The sequence below is a fragment of the Nesterenkonia haasae genome (genome assembly GCF_010119385.1).
Taxonomy (GTDB): Bacteria; Actinomycetota; Actinomycetes; order Actinomycetales; family Micrococcaceae; genus Nesterenkonia; species Nesterenkonia haasae.
In genome coordinates this window covers 527,941-545,326 of record NZ_VFIE01000018.1, presented here as the reverse complement: position 1 = coordinate 545,326, position 17,386 = coordinate 527,941, and the positions used below count along the sequence as shown (strand labels likewise).

General features: G+C 58.2%; 12 protein-coding genes. All 12 read left to right on the top strand.

The annotated features are described in order from the left end of the window. Positions 1 to 35: 35 nt before the first annotated feature. The 12 genes from FH975_RS05970 to FH975_RS05915 all read left to right on the top strand — a co-directional run bounded on the left by FH975_RS05970 (position 36) and on the right by FH975_RS05915 (position 17,337). Positions 36 to 1,289 carry a YihY/virulence factor BrkB family protein gene (locus FH975_RS05970; RefSeq protein WP_235928470.1) on the top strand — a complete coding sequence of 418 codons (1,254 nt, stop codon included), beginning with the start codon at positions 36 to 38 and terminating at the stop codon, positions 1,287 to 1,289. Between the two features lie 455 nt (positions 1,290 to 1,744). Next, positions 1,745 to 3,682 carry an ABC transporter substrate-binding protein gene (locus FH975_RS05965; RefSeq protein WP_162320496.1) on the top strand — a complete coding sequence of 646 codons (1,938 nt, stop codon included), beginning with the start codon at positions 1,745 to 1,747 and terminating at the stop codon, positions 3,680 to 3,682. Between the two features lie 136 nt (positions 3,683 to 3,818). Further along, a complete protein-coding gene (locus FH975_RS05960; protein WP_162320495.1) occupies positions 3,819 to 5,384 on the top strand; it encodes an ABC transporter permease in 1,566 nt (521 codons plus the stop codon). After that, entirely contained in the window at positions 5,381 to 6,496 is a 1,116-nt protein-coding gene (locus tag FH975_RS05955) for an ABC transporter permease (protein ID WP_162320494.1), read from the top strand. Before FH975_RS05960 ends, FH975_RS05955 begins: the two co-directional genes overlap by 4 nt. Positions 6,497 to 6,872: 376 nt before the next feature. Then, positions 6,873 to 8,615, top strand: coding sequence for an ABC transporter ATP-binding protein (locus FH975_RS05950; protein ID WP_162320639.1), 1,743 nt, complete (start codon positions 6,873 to 6,875; stop codon positions 8,613 to 8,615). A gap of 39 nt (positions 8,616 to 8,654) precedes the next feature. Next, complete coding sequence (locus tag FH975_RS05945) at positions 8,655 to 9,707, top strand: hypothetical protein (protein WP_162320493.1); 1,053 nt, start codon at positions 8,655 to 8,657, stop codon at positions 9,705 to 9,707. A gap of 172 nt (positions 9,708 to 9,879) precedes the next feature. Then, on the top strand, positions 9,880 to 11,517 hold the full coding sequence (locus FH975_RS05940; RefSeq protein ID WP_162320492.1) for a peptide ABC transporter substrate-binding protein: 1,638 nt from the start codon (positions 9,880 to 9,882) through the stop codon (positions 11,515 to 11,517). A 100-nt stretch (positions 11,518 to 11,617) separates the two neighbouring features. Beyond that, positions 11,618 to 13,234, top strand: coding sequence for a peptide ABC transporter substrate-binding protein (locus FH975_RS05935; protein WP_162320491.1), 1,617 nt, complete (start codon positions 11,618 to 11,620; stop codon positions 13,232 to 13,234). 114 nt (positions 13,235 to 13,348) lie between these two features. Then, positions 13,349 to 14,275 carry an ABC transporter permease gene (locus tag FH975_RS05930; RefSeq protein ID WP_153078187.1) on the top strand — a complete coding sequence of 309 codons (927 nt, stop codon included), beginning with the start codon at positions 13,349 to 13,351 and terminating at the stop codon, positions 14,273 to 14,275. Between the two features lie 11 nt (positions 14,276 to 14,286). Beyond that, entirely contained in the window at positions 14,287 to 15,219 is a 933-nt protein-coding gene (locus FH975_RS05925) for an ABC transporter permease (RefSeq protein WP_153078188.1), read from the top strand. 7 nt (positions 15,220 to 15,226) lie between these two features. Further along, positions 15,227 to 16,294, top strand: a complete 1,068-nt coding sequence (locus FH975_RS05920) for an ABC transporter ATP-binding protein (RefSeq protein ID WP_162320490.1) — start codon at positions 15,227 to 15,229, stop codon at positions 16,292 to 16,294. After that, complete coding sequence (locus FH975_RS05915; protein ID WP_153078190.1) at positions 16,291 to 17,337, top strand: ABC transporter ATP-binding protein; 1,047 nt, start codon at positions 16,291 to 16,293, stop codon at positions 17,335 to 17,337. Before FH975_RS05920 ends, FH975_RS05915 begins: the two co-directional genes overlap by 4 nt. Positions 17,338 to 17,386: the final 49 nt, after the last annotated feature.

Genomic DNA, 17,386 nt, shown 5'->3' with positions numbered 1-17,386 from the left:
CGGGCCGTCCAGGAAGTATCCGGATACTGTGGATTATGAACGCTTCCCAGGATCACCCCGCTGCGCCAACCGGTCTCGCGCCCCACAGGGTGCGTCTCCGTGACGAAAAAGACACGGACATATTTGATGAGACGGCTACATACCATGACGGTTCTGAGCCAGGTACCGTCTCCGCAGCCGCGGACCAGCCGTACATGGTGAAGGCACTTCAGCGTGAGGAGCACGCTGAGGGCGAGAGTGCGCATCAGGATGACCGCAAGGTGGCCTCGCCGCTGAAGCTGACAAAAGCAACCTGGAAGTACAGCCTCAAGCGGACCTTAAGCGAATTCGGACGCGACAGATGCACTGATCTGGCCGCCGGGCTGACCTACTACGCAGTCTTATCGATCTTTCCCGCGCTCATCGCTCTGGTGTCGATTCTTGGCCTAGTCGGTGAGGCTGATCGTGTCACCGGATTCTTCGTTGACACGGTTGATGACATGACCGACGGCAACCAGGAGGTCATGGACACGGTCGACACTGTCATGGGCAACATCACCGGTGTCGGGGGTGCCGGGCTGGGTCTGGCTGTTGGGATCCTGCTGGCCCTCTGGACGGCTTCGAACTACGTCAATGGCTTCTCCCGGGCGATGAACCGGATCTGGGAGGTTGAGGAAGGGCGTTCGATTCTCAAACTGCGGCCCCTGGTGTATCTGGTCACAGTGATACTCATCCTGCTCGTGGCCGCTGCCGGCATGATGCTGGTCGTCTCAGGCCCTATCGCTCAAGCGGTGGGAAGCACTATTGGCCTTGGGGACACAGCGGTGACCGTGTGGAACTGGGCCACCCCTGTGGTGCTCATTCTTGTGGCGGCAGCCGGAATTGCCATGCTGTATACGACCACACCGAATATTCGTCAGTCAGGGGTGAAGTGGACCTCTGCAGGGGCCCTGGTCACGATTCTGGTGATGATCCTGACTACTGCGGGTATCGCGGTCTACGTGGTGAACTTTGCCAACTATGAGGCCACCTACGGGGCGTTAGCCAGTGTCATCATCTTCCTGTTCTGGGTGTACATCATGAATATGGTGTTGCTGCTGGGCGCGGAGTTGGATGCTGAACTTGAGCGGGGTCGGCAGCTCCAGGCAGGCATAGTCGCCGAGCGCACGATTATGTTGGCTCCCCGGGAGACCAAGAGCTCGAAGAAGAAACACGCAAAGCACGAGAAGTTGGTGGCTTCTGGACGTGCGCTGCGACTGTCTGAGGGCAGCACGAACGACCCCGATGAGCTCTGGAGGAAGCATTCGTAGCTTGCTCTGGGCTGTGACTCATGACACAAAGCGTAATATTTCGTAACATTTCTGCTGGCTGAAACGCCAGCTAACACCCACGCAGCGTCCAGCTGGCGTTACAACAGTGTTTCGCGGACTCCTTAGAAGCTTGTGAACTTTGGGTAACCTTGGGGAAACCTGAATTTATGCTGCATGCCGACTTGCCCGGAATGGCGGCGAAGTTCGAAGGGAAAAGTGGCATCGCGCTTCTCACCTGGAAGGTTTCGTAAATGTTGAATCGTCGGGCTTGACTTCCTTTTCGATCGCGTTAGGCGCCGTTCTGTGGCCTTGCATGCCCCGGTAACGATTCGATCACGAGGGCTGAAATGTCTCAATAGGTGAGTCGGTCGGTCGTAATCTGGGGGGCACCTGAGTTCTGGGGTGTGGCACACACCACTAGTCACTCCGCACCTAAATTTCTTGAGGAGCAATACGTGAAACTACGCAAACTCTCTGCTGCTGCGGCCATTGTGGCCTCCAGCGCACTCGTCCTGTCGGGCTGCACGCCCGGCAATGATGAAGAGAACGGCAATGGCGATGCCAATGGCGCCGAGAACGGCGAGACCGGCGACAACGGCAATGGCGAAGGCGGCGTCCAGGAGGGAACCGGCGGCGAATTCGACCAGGAAGGTGCCCTGTATTCGACAGTTCCAGACTCGGGCGCACGGGCTGAAATGCCGGAGGACTTCGAAACACAGGAAGACACCATCATCGTGTCTCCGGGTGAGCAGCCTTTCGTCAACGTCAATAATGACTACTCGGGCGCGAACTCTGTCAGCAATTCAGTGGTCATGGATCGCATGCGATCCAATTTCATGTACTTCGGTACAGACCTCTCCATCAACCCGAACGAGGAGTTCGGCACCTTCGAGGTGACCAGCGAAGAAGATCCGTTCATTGTTGAGTACACCATCAACGATGAGGCCGTCTGGTCTGATGGCACTCCCATCACAGCTCGTGATTACCAGCTGCTGTGGGCAGCACAGGCCTACGCAGGTTCTGATGAGGCAGAGGCTGAAGAGGCTGAAGAGGGTGAAGAGGGTGAGCCAGGAGCTGGATTTAGCCCCTCAGGCGCTACCTTGCCGTTGTACGTACCGGAAGGCTTTCAGTCCGAGAGTCCCGATTCCAAGACTTTCACCATGGAGCTTCCTGAGTTTTACGCGGACTGGCAGCTCCTAATCGGCAATTCATATGTCCCTGCCCACATTGTGGCAGAGCAGGCAGACATAAGCGTTGAAGACCTTGATACAGCGATTGCTGAGGCTGACCTCGACGCTCTCGAGCCTGTTGCTGAGGTATGGAACACCGGCATGGGTAGTGAGGGTGAGTGGGATCCGGAAATCGCGCTGTCCTCCGGTCCCTATCAGATGGCGGACTGGAACTGGGAAGGTGAAGAGACCGGTGGCTCCGTCACCCTGGAACCAAATCCCGAGTGGTGGGGAACTCCTCCGGGTGTGGACACCATCGTGATTGACTTCCTCAACGAGGACACCCACGTCCAGGCACTGGAAAACCTCGATCTTCACGTTATCGAGCCCCAGGCTGACGAAGACGTGAAGCTCGGCCTCGACTCACTCGCCGAGACCGGCGACTTCGTTGTCCACGAAGGCGACGTTGCTACCTGGGAGCACATTGACTTCCAGTACCAGCAGGGCCCATTCGCGGACACACCAGAGTTGGCTGAAGCATTCGCGCTCTGTCTTCCGCGGCAGGAAATCGTCGACCAGTTGATCGCACCCGTCAACCCAGACGCTGAGGTACTCAACGCTCGCGAAAAGCTCGCATTTGAGGATGACTACGAGGATTTCGTAGCAGAGTCCTACGACGGCCGTTACGACGAGGCTGATGTAGACGCAGCCGCTGAGATCATCGAAGAGAACGACGCTGTGGGCACGACTGTTGAGATCAACCACTTCGGTCAGCCACGTCGTTCCGCTGCGGTGGAAATCATCAACACCTACTGCGGGTCCGAGGGCGCAGGCTTTGACATTGTCGACGCCGGAACTCCGGACTTCGGTGCTGAACTCCTCGAAGGCAACTGGTCCGGTGTTGCAATGTTCGCCTGGGCTGGTTCAGGACAAGTTGTTTCAGGACTGAACATCTACTCCTCAGATGGAGCCCAGAATGCAACTGGCTTCTCAAACGAGACTGTTGATGAGCAATGGAGAGTCGTTGGGGACAACGTTTCTGATGAGGAGCGCACTGAAGCACTGGTCGAGATTGAGAAAGCCCTTTGGGACGACCTGCACGGCATTCCGCTCTATGTCCACCCCGGCATTGTGGCTGCAGATGCTTCAATCGCCAATGTTCGACTGACCGCCGCGCAGTCAAGCGTTACGTGGAACGCTGAACAGTGGCAGCGGGCCGAGTGAGTCGGTTCCTCTAGGAACTTGACTCGCCGCTCACGGTACAGCACCACAGCAAAGGGGCCCGGTAGAGATCTCTCTGCCGGGCCCCGGCCGGTGCATGGCCTATGACCCGCACAGACCGGAAGGCGATCTACCCACCGTGCTGAACTACATCTTTAAGCGCTTCGGACGACTTTTCCTCGTCCTTTTCGGTGCCTCACTTCTTTCGTACTTTCTCGTCGTTCACTCAGGAGATCCCTTGCAGGATCTGCGTGAGTCCACAGACGCCGATGCTGAGTATCAGATGGAACTCAGGGCCGAGCAGTTGAACTTGATGCTCCCCTGGACCGACCAGTACTACTTGCCTTGGTACGAACGCTACTGGGACTGGCTGACGGGCGTGCTCGGGTGTCTAGACCCCACGGACAGCATTATTGGGGTCTGTGATTGGGGCACTACTATCAATGGCGGCGATGTCACGGCACAGATCGCCAATGCAGCAGCAGTGTCGCTGCGCCTGGTCTTGATTGCTACGCTGCTAGCGATCGTTTTGGGAGTACTGACCGGCATCATCTCAGCTCTGCGCCAGTATTCGGTCTTTGACTACTCTATGAGCTTTGTCATGTTCCTCTTCTGGTCACTCCCGCTGTTCTGGGCGGCCGTGATCGCCAAGGAGTATCTGGCCATTCGCTACAACGACTGGATGGCAGATCCGCACTTCGCGCCGACCACCATCTTGATAGTGGCGGTACTACTCGCCATTGCCATACCGACCATTATCGGCGGCAGTAGCCGCCGTCGGATCGCAACTGGCGCAGTCATGTTTTTCTACACCTGCACCGTGATGCCCTTTCTGGACCACATTCATTTCATGGAACAGCCGAGGCTGGGGACCGGTTTCATCGCCATCGCGGCAATAGTCCTTGCCGTGGGCTTCACCGCCATGATTGCGGGAATTCACAATCTCAAGGTGCTCTATTGCGGCTTGGCTGTGGCCGCGCTCGGCGTCGTCTCGTACTTCCTGACCTGGAACCTTATGCGTGGCGCCGAGAGCTACTTGCTTCCCCTTGGTCTCTTCCTGCTCACTATTGCCATTTGTCTGGCCATAGGCCGGATATTCGGTGGGTACGCGAAGGGTCAGGCTACTGCAGTCACCGTCCTCACAGGGATCCTGATTTCTGGCATCATCCTTCTGGACCACTACATGTACACCTGGCCAGGTCTGTTGTCAGCGAAACCGCGTCCTATTCGAACTGTTGGCGCATCCACGCCCAATCTTCGGGCCGATGACTTCTGGGTTGTGTCTTTGGACCAGCTGACTCAGTTGTGGCTGCCCACGCTCGTCATCATGCTGACGTCCTTGGCAACATATACCCGTTACACCCGAAGCTCGATGCTCGAAGTGATTCAGCAGGATTACATTCGCACTGCGCGGGCAAAGGGCGTCACCGAACGTACCGTGGTGCTCAAACATGCTTTCCGTAATGCGATGATTCCGCTGGCCACACTAGTGGCCTTCGACTTCGCCGGTCTCATCGGGGGAGCGATCATCGTTGAGAGAGTCTTTGGGTGGAACTCCATGGGCACCATGTTCATCACCGGGTTGTCCAACGTCGACCCTGCCCCGGTGATGGCTGTCATCGTCTTCACCGGAGGAATAGCGGTGCTCTTCAACTTCATCGCTGACATTCTTTACGCCGTCCTCGACCCAAGGATCCGAGTATGAGCAACGAACAGACTCCCAACTCAGACCTCGACCAGCAGATGGTCGACCTCGCCGAGGTTGAGGACGCAAAACTCACCTCAGACCAAAAGTCCTACTCCCAAAATCAGCTGATTCGGAGAAGGTTCTTTTCCCATGTGCCTGCCATGATCTCACTGGTCGTGCTCACGATCATCGCGATCGTCGCGTTCACCTCAGTCGGCTACGGAATCATCCCCGGCTGGTGGCAGCACCCCTTCCGGCTTCCAAGAGGTGCTGAACTGGTAAACGGCGGGCAACCAACGATGTTCCAGGATGGGCAAATCTTCGGCCCGCACCCGTTTGGCCAGGATGGCCTGCCGCGCGACATCTTCGCCCGCGTCATGCGTGGTACTCAACAATCACTGATTATCGGTGTTGTCGTCGCCTTCGTCTCGTCCGTGCTCGGTATTCTGGTGGGTGCAGTCGCTGGTTACTTTCGCGGGAAGATCGAATCAGTCCTGATGACGCTCACAGACTTTGTCATCGTGGTTCCTCTTCTGGTGATTGCAGCTATTCTTGGCAACTTCGTCCGGGAGATGCCATTCGCGCCCTTCCCGCTCGCGATTGTCCTGGGTCTTGCGACGTGGACGGGCATGGCGCGACTAGTGCGGGCAGAGGTGCTTTCGCTGCGGGAGAAGGAATACGTTTCAGCGGCAATCGCTATGGGCGCATCGCCGTGGCGCATCATTATCAAACACATGCTGCCGAACTCCATCGGTGTGATCATCGTCAACGCATCATTCACAGTTGCGGCTGTCATTCTCCTCGAGTCGACGCTTTCCTATCTCGGAATGGGCGTTCAGGCGCCTGAAGTGTCGCTTGGCATGCTGGTGTCCCAAGGAGAATCAGCGATTAATACCCGACCGCACCTGTTCTGGATTCCTGGCATCTTCATCCTCACCATCACGCTGTGTGTGAACTTCATCGGCGACGGTCTCCGAGATGCCTTTGACCCGAGGCAGCAGCGCAAGGGCGATCGTCGTCCGGGACTGCGTCAGATTCTGGGCCTCCGCGGATTTGCGATGTCCCAGCAGCGCCGCGATGAGTCCGTGCGGACAGCTCACGCGCAAGAACAACGGGAGCGATCAGAGTGACCGTAGCCGGATACCTCGAAACCTTCGACCCCCATCAGTTGCAGTCCTGGAGGAACACATGAGCAAGAAAAGAGGTTCGGAGACCCCAGTCGAGAAGCTCTCGGTTTCCAATCCGTGGATTCCGGCAGTGATGTCACTGTTGATACCCGGACTCGGGCAGGTGGTGATCCTCAAGCAGCGAGAGTTCGGGCTGAAATTGCTCATCGCATGGTTGGTGATCGCCATCGGCCCAACGCTGGTTATGACGCCGCTCAGACTCAGCGGGACCCAGGTCAATCGTGGGGCGATAACCCTGGCAGACACGGTGGCGCTCTCTGCGCTAGGCATTGGTGTGCTCATCGCTGCGTTCGCAGCCGTGACGGCCTACCGCAGCGCCATGCCGGACTCCGACGAGGCGACTGCTGAGGCGGCCAGGGAGAAGCCGCCCGAAGCGGCGTTGAGTTTCCAGGATCTGAGGGTCAGCTTCAACACTGAATTCAGCACAGTGGACGCGGTAAAAGGCGTGAGCTTTGATGTGATGCCAGGCGAAGTGGTCGCCGTCGTCGGTGAGTCCGGCTCGGGCAAGTCGGTCACGTCCGCAGCGGCAATGGGTCTGATTCCCAAGAACGGCACCGTATCCGGCAAAGTTTTTCTCAGCGGTCAGGACATCACGACTATGGACGCCGCTCAGCTGCGCCGACTGCGCGGAACCGAGGTATCCATGGTCTTCCAGGAACCGATGACCGCGCTGAACCCGGTGCTCAAGGTCTCTGACCAGCTCAAGGAGGCTATGGAAGTCCATGGTGTGGCCTTTGGAAAGGACGCCCTGGCTAAAGGTGTTGAGCTGCTGGAGCTTGTGGGTATCCCTGACCCGGGGAAGCGGATTTTCGAGTATCCCCACCAGTTCTCTGGTGGACAGCGGCAGCGCATCGTCATTGCCATGGCGATAGCCTGCAGCCCTTCGATGATCATCGCTGACGAGCCGACGACTGCCCTGGATGTCACCGTTCAGGCCGAGATCCTGGATCTGCTACGCCGACTCAAGGTTGAGATCAATACGGCGATCATGCTGATCACCCACAACATGGGTGTGGTTGCAGATATGGCCGACCGCGTTGTGGTGATGTTCCAGGGAGAGGTGGTGGAGTCCGGAACTGCTGAGCAGATCCTCATGTCTCCTCAACACCCCTATACGCGACGCCTTTTGGAGGCAATGCCAAAGCTTCATCAGGCGAAGCCGTCGGCCACGGCTGCGGTCGAAGTTTCCGAGGAATGGCCAGACCAGACCCAGGCTGAGGTGGATGCCGAGATTGCCATCGAGGCTAAAGATCTTGCTCTTGCCTATAAGCATCGTGGGAAGGCGATGCGAGTCGTTGAGGGTGTCAACTTCTCCGTACCCAAAGGTGAAATCCTTGGTCTGGTGGGGGAGTCCGGATCTGGAAAATCCACCATTGCCAAAGCAGTTCTTGGACTGCTCGATGTCGACCACGGCGAGCTGCTGATTCGTGGACGTAACCTGCCAAGCCTCTCGCGCAAAGAACGCAAAGCAGTGCGCAAAGACATCGGTGTAGTTTTTCAGGATCCCGCGGCCTCTCTGGACCCGCGGTTTCCGATCGGTGAGATTATCGCCGAACCTATGGTGGTCCAGAAGGTCGGCTCACCAAACGATCGCAAGGAACGGGCGGCAGAGCTGCTCGAAGCGGTCAAGCTCCCCAGAAGCGTCATCAACCGCTACCCGCACGAACTCTCTGGCGGACAGCGTCAGCGCATCAGCATCGCGCGAGCCCTGTCTCTGAGCCCTTCGATCCTGATCGCCGACGAGCCCACGTCCGCGCTAGACGTCTCAGTTCAGGCGCGGGTTCTTGAGATGTTCATTGAGCTTCAGGAACAGTTCGAGTTTGCATGTCTCTTCGTTACTCATGACCTTGCGGTGGTTGATCAGCTCGCCAACCAGATCATGGTCTTGGAAAAGGGGCGCGTGGTCGAGCAGGGTCATAAGAACCAGATTCTGCGCGAACCCAGAATGGATTACACCAAGCGTCTGCTGGCTGCGGCGCCGGTTCCGAACCCTCAGGAGCAGCGAGATCGCCGCGAAGCCCGCCACAAACTTTTGGCAGCACAGGGACTCAACACCGACTAGCCAGGTTCGAACGGGAGACACACCTCTGGGGATGAAAGCGTGACACAGGACAACAGCAGTCTGACTGACTTCTACAGTCGAGCCAAGAATGACGACTGGCGTCAGCAGAAGCAGGACAACCACCGCCGGTGGCGACGACGCACCTTCGGTATCGGTTCAGCGGCTGCAGTAGTGATCCTCGTCGCGGGGTTTATCATCTACGACTATCCAAGAGAGTCCGGTCTCACGGATGCCCTGGGTATAACGTGCGGCGAGTACGTGAACCTCGACGATCCGGCGTCAGTACCGAGTCCTATGGATGACTGGGAGACCTACCAGCAGCAACTGACGAGGGCTGACGAGCTTGATGGTGAGGGCTTCCTCACTGCTGTAGCGCTCGTATCTGAGGAGCTTAACGCTGAACCACAGATGGGGCACGTGTACGAAGCCATCACCCAGCGCGAGTCTTCTGCTGTGGCTGCTGGTGAAACTTTGATGGTCGGCCATCATGAAGAGTTGTGGTCAGCTACCGATCGTGTTTCAGTCTTGGACCCAGAAGCTCACGAGATTACCTGGACGGCTGAGCTCAGACATCCGGTGCGTGATCAGGATCTCGCAGGAGAGGACCGTCCGCGGGTGCTCTACGGTGTGGGAAGCACAGACCAACACGTCGTACTTCAGACTCCCACCCATCGGGGTGACACCGATGTGGTTATCGCGGTAAAAAATTCTGCGGACGCACCTCAATGCGTGAGACTCGAAGGGGCGGTAGACACCGTAGAGCTCCTCACTTCCAGCGACGATCACATGCGCGCCTGGAGCCAGACGATTAATCTCAACGCAGGCCGAGTCTCCGCAACCCAATTCCTCATCCATCACGGGATCCAGGAGGATTCGGCACAACATGCGATGAGTGGTGTTGACGTTGCGACTGAAGAGGTTGATCCCGACCCTAGCGACGCCATTGATGCCCTCGACACCGACGATCACATCGACATACCTCAAGAAGCTCAGGACGCAGTAGACCAGGATCTGCAACGTTTGGCACCTTTGGACCCTGGTCACTACCTGCTCACCTGGGAAGCCGGTTACCTCGTCTTCGCAACCCATTGAAAGGACAAGGAGTTTGAAACCCAAGTGTTACAAGTTCGTGTAATGAAACCCATTAACACCACGTGATCAGTGATGGTTGTGAACATTGAACAGTGTCGAAACATCACCGCAAAGAAAACTGTACTAGCGTAATAACCACTACTCGCTCGATCCATTGATGAGGAGATCTCATATGAACCGCGAAACAACCACGAGGCAGTTCTGGCGCCGCGGCGCTGTAGCTGTCACGGCGTCCGCAGCGCTGGTCTTGTCAGCCTGCGGCAACGGCGATGACGGAGCCGACGCCAACGGCGGCGAGAACGGCGACCAGGCCACTGGCGGCGGAACTGTCAGCGTCTACAACTGCGAACCTCAAAACCTCATGCCCTCCAACTCCTCGGAGGTCTGCGGGTCTTGGGTGTTGGAGCAGTTGTTCACTGGCCTGACGCAGGTCGACTACGACACTTTTGAGGCCGAGCCCGGTGTCGCCAGCAGTTGGGATTCCAATGAAGACCAGACTGTATGGACCTTCGAAATTGATGAAGGTTGGACGTTCCACAATGGTGATGAGATCAACGCCCAGACTTTCGTAGACACCTTCAACTGGACCGTTGACCCCGAGAACGCGCAGCAGAACAACGATTTCTACGATGTCTTCGTCGGCTACGAAGACATGGTCGAAGGTGATGCTGAAGAACTCGAGGGCGTGCGTGCCGTCGATGACTACACCCTGGAGTTGGAGCTCAACGAGCCCTTCTCCCCGCTACCACTGATGCTCTCCTACACCGGTTTTTACCCCATGCCGGAGGCGGCGTTCGAAGACCCTCAAGCCTTCGAATCGTCCCCCATCGGTAACGGTCGGTACCAGATGGACGGCGAGTGGGAAAACGACGTGCAGATTGCCGTGGAGCGCTACGACGAGTGGCCGGGCGAAGACCCCGGCGTCCCTCAGCGCATCGAATGGCAGATCTACAGCGATATTGACACCGCCTATCTCGACGTCCAGGCAGGGAACCTCGATGTTCTTGACACCGTTCCACCAAACCGGCTGGGAACGATGGAAAGCGACTTCGGGGACAACCAGGCCTTGTTCGAAACCTCATCCTTCACCTACATGGGCTTCCCGCTCTACCAGGATGAATTCCAGGATGTAGATGTTCGGCACGCACTATCGATGGCGATCGACCGTGAAGAGATCATCGACAACATTTTCGACGGCGCACAGGTGCCCGCCCGAAATATCATTCCACCTATGCTGCCGTCCGGGCGAGAAGATGCGTGTGAGCATTGCGACTTCGACCCGGAGGCCGCTGCGGATCTCTATGAGGAGGCAGGTGGACCCAGCGAGCTGACCGTCTACTTCAACTCCGGTGCAGGTCACGAAGACTGGGTGGAAGCTGTCAGCAATCAGTGGCAGCAGCACCTCGGCATCGAAGATGTCACCTTCCAGTCACTGGAGTTCGCTCAGTACCTGGACCTCCACGACGAGCAGTCTGTCACCGGCCCGTTCCGTCTTGGCTGGGTGCTCTCTTACCCCAGCCCGCAGTATGCGATGGAGCCCATTTACACCACAGGTCAGTCCTCGAACTACACAAGCTTCTCGAATGACGATTTCGACAGTCTGATCGCTGAAGCCAACGCAACCGATCCGGAGGACGCGGACGCGCTGTACCAGGAGGCAGAGGACATTCTGCTGGAAGAGATGCCCGTGATCCCCATGTGGTTCCAAAGCATGGGTGTGGTGCACACCGACCGTATTGACCACGACTCGGTCACGATGGATCCACGCACGTTCCTGCGTGTAGAGCAGCTCGAAGTCACCGACGAGTAACAGAAGTTGTTGACATGTGAAGGCCCGTCCCGCCCCGAGACTCCGGGGCGGGACGGGCCTTCTTCATATCCCAACCATTTTGGAGTGAGCACTTCGCACCATGACATCTGCATCAATGCCGGCCGGCAGTCTCCAACGGTCCCGTCGAATCTCCACCGCCGCGGGAGGGGCGCTCACCGTCGTGCTAGCCGCGGCCGCCTGCGGCAGCGACAACGGTGAGTACGAGGCTTCGGCGGACGGCGGAAGCCTCAGCACCTATACTTGCGAGCCCCAAAACCTCCAACCGGGAAACAACACAGAGAACTGTGGTTCCCGCGTCCTGCAGCAGCTGTTCACCGGCCTGACAGAGGTCGACTACGAGACTTATGAGGCCCAGCCCGCCATGGCGAGCGATTGGGAGACCGAAGACCAGGTGGTGTGGACGTTCGAACTGTCCGATGAATACACCTTCCACAACGGCGACCCTGTCACAGCCCAGACGTTCGTGGACACGTGGAATTGGGTGGTCGACCCTGATAACGCGCAAGCGACTGCGAACTTCCACGACAAGTTTCTCGGCTACGAGGACGTCGTCAACGGTGATGCCGAGGAGATGGAAGGTGTTCGCGCGGTAGATGACTACACCCTGGAGATCGAGCTCGTCGAGCCCTTCGGTCAGCTTCCCATCGTGTTGACCTACAACGGTTTCTACCCCATGCCCGACGTCGCGTTCGAAGACATGGATGCTTTCCAAAACTCTCCTATCGGTAATGGCCGATACCAGATGGATGGGGAATGGGTCCGCGACACGGAAATCAACATGAACCGTTATGAAGAGTGGCCGGGGGAGGACCCGGGAAGTCCGGAGCGCATTGAATGGCGAATCTACAGCGACATCGAGACCGCATACCTCGATGTGCAGGCGGGTGAGCTGGACATTCTTGGCGAAGTTCCCCCCAGCCGAATAGCCCAGGTGGAGGAGGATTTTGGAGACAACTATTCCCAGAACGAGTCATCACGCTTTGTCTATATAGGTCTCCCCACGTACCAGGAAGACTGGGAAGACGTGGATCTCCGCAGAGCCCTCTCCATGGCTATGGACCGCGAGGAGATCAATGAGCAAATCTTCGAAGGAGCCATGACACCTGCATACGGGATTTTGCCTCCGATTCTTCCGATGTCACGCAATGATGCCTGCGAGTACTGCGATTTCGACCCTGAGCAGGCTGCTGAACTCTATGAGGAAGCTGGTGGACCGTCAGAGTTCACCATGTACACCGATGTTGGCACAGGCCACAACGAATACGTGGAGGCGATTGCCAACCAGTGGATGGCGAATCTCCCCATCGATGACATCACTTTCCAATCCCTGGAGTTCGCTCAGTACCTTGACCTTCATGACTCAGGTGACGTGACGGGGCCTTACCGCTTGGGGTGGCTTCTGGCGTACCCGAGCGCCCAGTACGCGATGGAGCCGCTCTACACCTCGGACGCCGCATCGAACTACGCGGGATACAGCAGTGAGGAATTCGACAACGCGATCCGGGAGGCGAACTTCGCAGACGCTGATGACGCCGACGAGCTCTACCAGGCCGCCGAAGAACAGCTGCTCGAAGACCTTCCTGTGTTGCCCCTGTTTTTCCAGGACTACTTCATCGTGCACACCGACCGAGTCGACAACGTCTATTCCGACCTCTCCAGTTATGTGCGAGTAGAAGACGTAGATGTTCTCGAGTGATCGATCAGAATGTCTCATCCGCACAGCACGGCGGATCGGACATCAACATCAGAAGATTGATAACCTTCTCACTGCCCAGATTCACCGCACCCCTTACGCACCCCAAGGACTCCAATGACCGGATACATCATTCGGCGTCTGCTGCAGTTCATTCCTGTACTCCTCGTGGCGACCCTCATCGTCTACGCCATGGTCTTCCTCATGCCCGGCGACCCCATTCGGGCGCTGGCGGGAGACAGGCCGATGAGCGAGCAGGTTCAGGCGCAGCTGCGTGACCAGTACAACCTTGATGACCCCTTCCTCGTGCAGTACGGGAAGTACATGTGGGGGGTCTTCACGCAGGGAGACTTCGGCACCACATTCCAGGGCCGACCGGTATTGGACATCATCCGGCAGGGCCTCCCGATCACCCTGACCCTTGCAGCTGTGGCGTTCGTCTTCCAGGCCGTGATCGGAACTATCGCCGGCATACTCGCCGCTGTCTACAAGGACAGCTTTGTCGACCGATTCGTCCAGGTGTCCCTCGTGATCGTCGTAGCCCTGCCGACGTTGGCCATTGCATTCCTCCTCCAGCTGACTTTCGGACTCAATCTGGGGTGGTTCCCCATCGCTGGAACGCGAGAAGGGTTCGTGAGCTACATCCTTCCGGGCATTGTGCTGGCGGCCGTCTCGACGGGCATCGTCGCCCGCATGCTGCGCAGTGAACTCATTGAGGCACTCCAGTCGGACTACGTGCGCACTGCGACGGCCAAAGGAATGAAGCGCAGCCGCGTCGTCACCAGACACGGTCTGCGCAACTCGCTCATCCCGGTGGTCACCTTCCTCGGTGCCGATCTTGCGACGATGCTGGCTGGGACAGTCCTGGTAGAGAGTGTCTTCAATATGCAGGGACTGGGCGGTCAGGTCTTCCGCTCCATTCAGGCGCAGGAGAACACCATTGTGGTGGGCATCGTGATCCTGTTTGTGCTCTTCTACGTCGTCGTGAATCTCATTGTCGACCTCCTGTACGCCGTCCTCGACCCCCGTATTCGCTACGACTAAGGAGAGCCGCTATGACTGAGCTGAACAGATCACGCGCAGTGGCGTCTGCGGGGGACCCAGCGCCTGCACCAGAGCCCAAGAAGCGCTCGCAGAAGGATGCCAGCCTGTGGATGGACACCTGGAGGTCGCTTCGCAAAAACCCGTGGTTCCTGATCTCCACGGTGCTCCTTCTGGTCATGATCACGATGGCGCTGTTTCCGCAGCTGTTCGCCACCCACGACCCGCGTGAGTGTTTCCTTGGCCGGTCCAGACAAGAGCCATCGGCGGAACACTGGTTTGGGACGGACATCCAGGGCTGCGACTACTACACGAGGGTCATCTACGGCGCCGGTAACTCCATCGCTGTGGGTGTGATCGTCACAAGCAGCATTCTCGTATTCGGGTCACTCCTGGGCCTCATCGCCGCGTACTTCGGTGGGTGGGTGGACGCGCTCCTGATGCGCGTGACCGACCTGATCTTCGCCATCCCCTACCTGCTCGGAGCTCTGGTCTTCCTCGCTGTGCAGCAGGATCGCAATGTGTGGGATGTGGCCTTCATCCTCATCGTCTTCACCTGGCCGACCATGGCGCGACTGATGCGCGGATCAGTGTTTTCTGTGATTCACAACGATTACGTCACCGCCGCCCGTGCCCTAGGCGCCGGACCTGTCACCATCATGCGCCGGCATATTGTGCCCAATGCTCTGGGACCCGTCGTCGGTTATGCGGCCGTGTACACAGGCATCATTATTGGCGCTGAGGCCACGCTGACGTTCTTAGGTGTAGGACTGCAACTGCCTGCGATCTCATGGGGTCTGCAGCTCAATGACGCCCAGAACTACCTGCAACAGATGCCGCACCTGCTGACGTTCCCGCTCATTTTCGTGGCCATCACAGTGTTCGCCTTCACCACGATGGGTGAAGCTCTCCGCGACGCCCTCGACCCCAAGTCCAAGAAGAGGTGAGTCAGAGATGACAACCACACCCCCGAGCACGCCCCCCGCGTCGGGTCCCGGAGCATTTGCCAGTTCGGGACCACTCTTGGAGGTCAAGGATCTTCACGTGGAGTTCCGCACCAAGAGCGGAGTGGCGCAAGCCATCAATGGGCTGAATTTCAGTCTGGAGGCCGGCGAGACTCTGGCAATTCTCGGCGAGTCAGGCTCTGGCAAGTCCGTCACAGCTCAGACCATCATGGGAATCCTCGATATGCCACCGGGACATATCGCTGGTGGCGAGATCCGTTACCGGGGCCAAGATCTTCTGGCGATGAAGCCCGAGCAGCGGCGACTGCTGCGCGGGGTGAACATCTCCATGATCTTCCAGGATGCGCTCTCTTCCCTGAACCCTGTGCTGCCTGTTGGTTGGCAGATCGCCGAGATGTTCCGCGTGCACCAGAAGATGAAGCGAAAGGCCGCCCGAGAGCGTGCCATTGGACTTATGAAGCGCGTCGGCATCCCTGCGCCAGAACAGCGTGTGGGGGACTACCCGCATCAGTTCTCCGGCGGTATGCGCCAGCGCATCATGATCGCAATGGCCATCGCCCTAGAACCAGACGTGCTCATCGCGGATGAACCCACCACTGCCCTCGACGTGACCGTCCAGGCCCAGGTCATGCGTCTACTCAAGGACCTGCAGACCGAGAACAACATGGGCTTGATCCTCATCACTCATGATCTCGGCGTCGTCGCTGATGTGGCCGACAAAATCGCGGTGATGTATGCGGGACGAGTGATGGAGGCGTCGGACGTCTACGAGATCTACGCCAAGCCCGGACATCCTTACACCAAAGGTCTCCTGGAGTCGTTGCCGCGACTCGACTCAGCAGAGACCCGGCTCAATGCCATCCCCGGTCTGCCGCCCTCGTTGACTGACATGCCGACAGGGTGCCCGTTCAGTCCCCGCTGCCCCTACGCCACAGACCTGTGTCGCAACGAACTGCCTGAGCTGCTTCCGATCGTGGGCCAGCACACCTCTGCCTGTCACTACCGTGATGACATCTACCATGGGCGTCTGCAGACCCCAGAGGAGGCACAAACATGAGCCTGCCCAACACCGAGTCCTTTGACGAAAACGCGGAGGTTGTGCTCGAGGTTGAGAACCTGGTCAAGCACTTCCCCGTGAAGGAAGGGCTGGTATTCAAGCGTCAGACCGGAGCGGTTCAGGCAGTTGACGGGGTGAGCTTCCAGCTTCGACGGGGAGAGACTCTCGGCGTCGTGGGCGAGTCCGGCTGCGGTAAGTCCACGCTGGCCAAACTCCTGATGCGCCTGGAAGAGCCGGACTCCGGATCCATTCGGTTCCGTGGCCAGGACTTCCTGGCGATGCGTGGTGAGGCCCTGCGGCATATGCGCCGGAAGATCCAGATCATCTTCCAGGACCCCTACACCTCATTGAATCCCAGGATGTCCGTCGGCGACATCGTGGCCGAACCCTTCAAACTGCACCCAGAGGCCAAACCCGCTCAGGGTGTGCGGAAACGCGTCAAGGAGCTCCTCGACGTCGTTGGTCTGGATCCCGATCACATCAACCGGTACCCGCACCAGTTCTCCGGAGGGCAGCGGCAGCGCATCGGTATCGCGCGGGGGCTGGCGCTTAATCCGGACGTCATCATCTGTGACGAGCCCGTCTCCGCCCTCGACGTGTCGGTCCAGGCCCAGGTGATGAACCTCCTCAAAGATCTTCAGAACGAATTCGGGATGAGTTATATCTTCATCGCTCACGACCTTTCCGTGGTCCGGCACATATCCGACCAGCTCGCCGTGATGTACCTTGGTCGGCTGGTGGAATTGGGCACCGACGACGAGCTCTACGGTGCGCCATCTCACCCCTACACACAGGCGCTGCTGTCGGCAGTGCCGGTGCCGGACCCCACCCTGCGTGGGGATCGGGAGGAAATAGTCCTCAAGGGTGATCCACCGAATCCGGCCAATCCGCCCTCCGGGTGCCGCTTTAGGACGCGCTGTTGGAAAGCCACAGATATCTGTGTCACGCACGATCCGGAACTCACTGTGCGTCCAGGAGTCACACAGGAGGTCGCCTGCCACCATGCGGAGCCGAACACGAGGGTTCTGCCGCAGGAGGTCTGAGCTCGGATCTTCGGGCCGGGAGAAATCACCTGCTGCCCTCGCGTACACT

Coding starts and splice junctions, on each gene's coding strand:
- FH975_RS05970 (WP_235928470.1), top strand. CDS start 36: ATGAACGCTTCCCAGGATCACCCCGCTGCGCCAACCGGTCTCGCGCCC.
- FH975_RS05955 (WP_162320494.1), top strand. CDS start 5,381: ATGAGCAACGAACAGACTCCCAACTCAGACCTCGACCAGCAGATGGTC.
- FH975_RS05950 (WP_162320639.1), top strand. CDS start 6,873: ATGCCGGACTCCGACGAGGCGACTGCTGAGGCGGCCAGGGAGAAGCCG.
- FH975_RS05940 (WP_162320492.1), top strand. CDS start 9,880: ATGAACCGCGAAACAACCACGAGGCAGTTCTGGCGCCGCGGCGCTGTA.
- FH975_RS05935 (WP_162320491.1), top strand. CDS start 11,618: ATGACATCTGCATCAATGCCGGCCGGCAGTCTCCAACGGTCCCGTCGA.
- FH975_RS05930 (WP_153078187.1), top strand. CDS start 13,349: ATGACCGGATACATCATTCGGCGTCTGCTGCAGTTCATTCCTGTACTC.
- FH975_RS05925 (WP_153078188.1), top strand. CDS start 14,287: ATGACTGAGCTGAACAGATCACGCGCAGTGGCGTCTGCGGGGGACCCA.
- FH975_RS05920 (WP_162320490.1), top strand. CDS start 15,227: ATGACAACCACACCCCCGAGCACGCCCCCCGCGTCGGGTCCCGGAGCA.
- FH975_RS05915 (WP_153078190.1), top strand. CDS start 16,291: ATGAGCCTGCCCAACACCGAGTCCTTTGACGAAAACGCGGAGGTTGTG.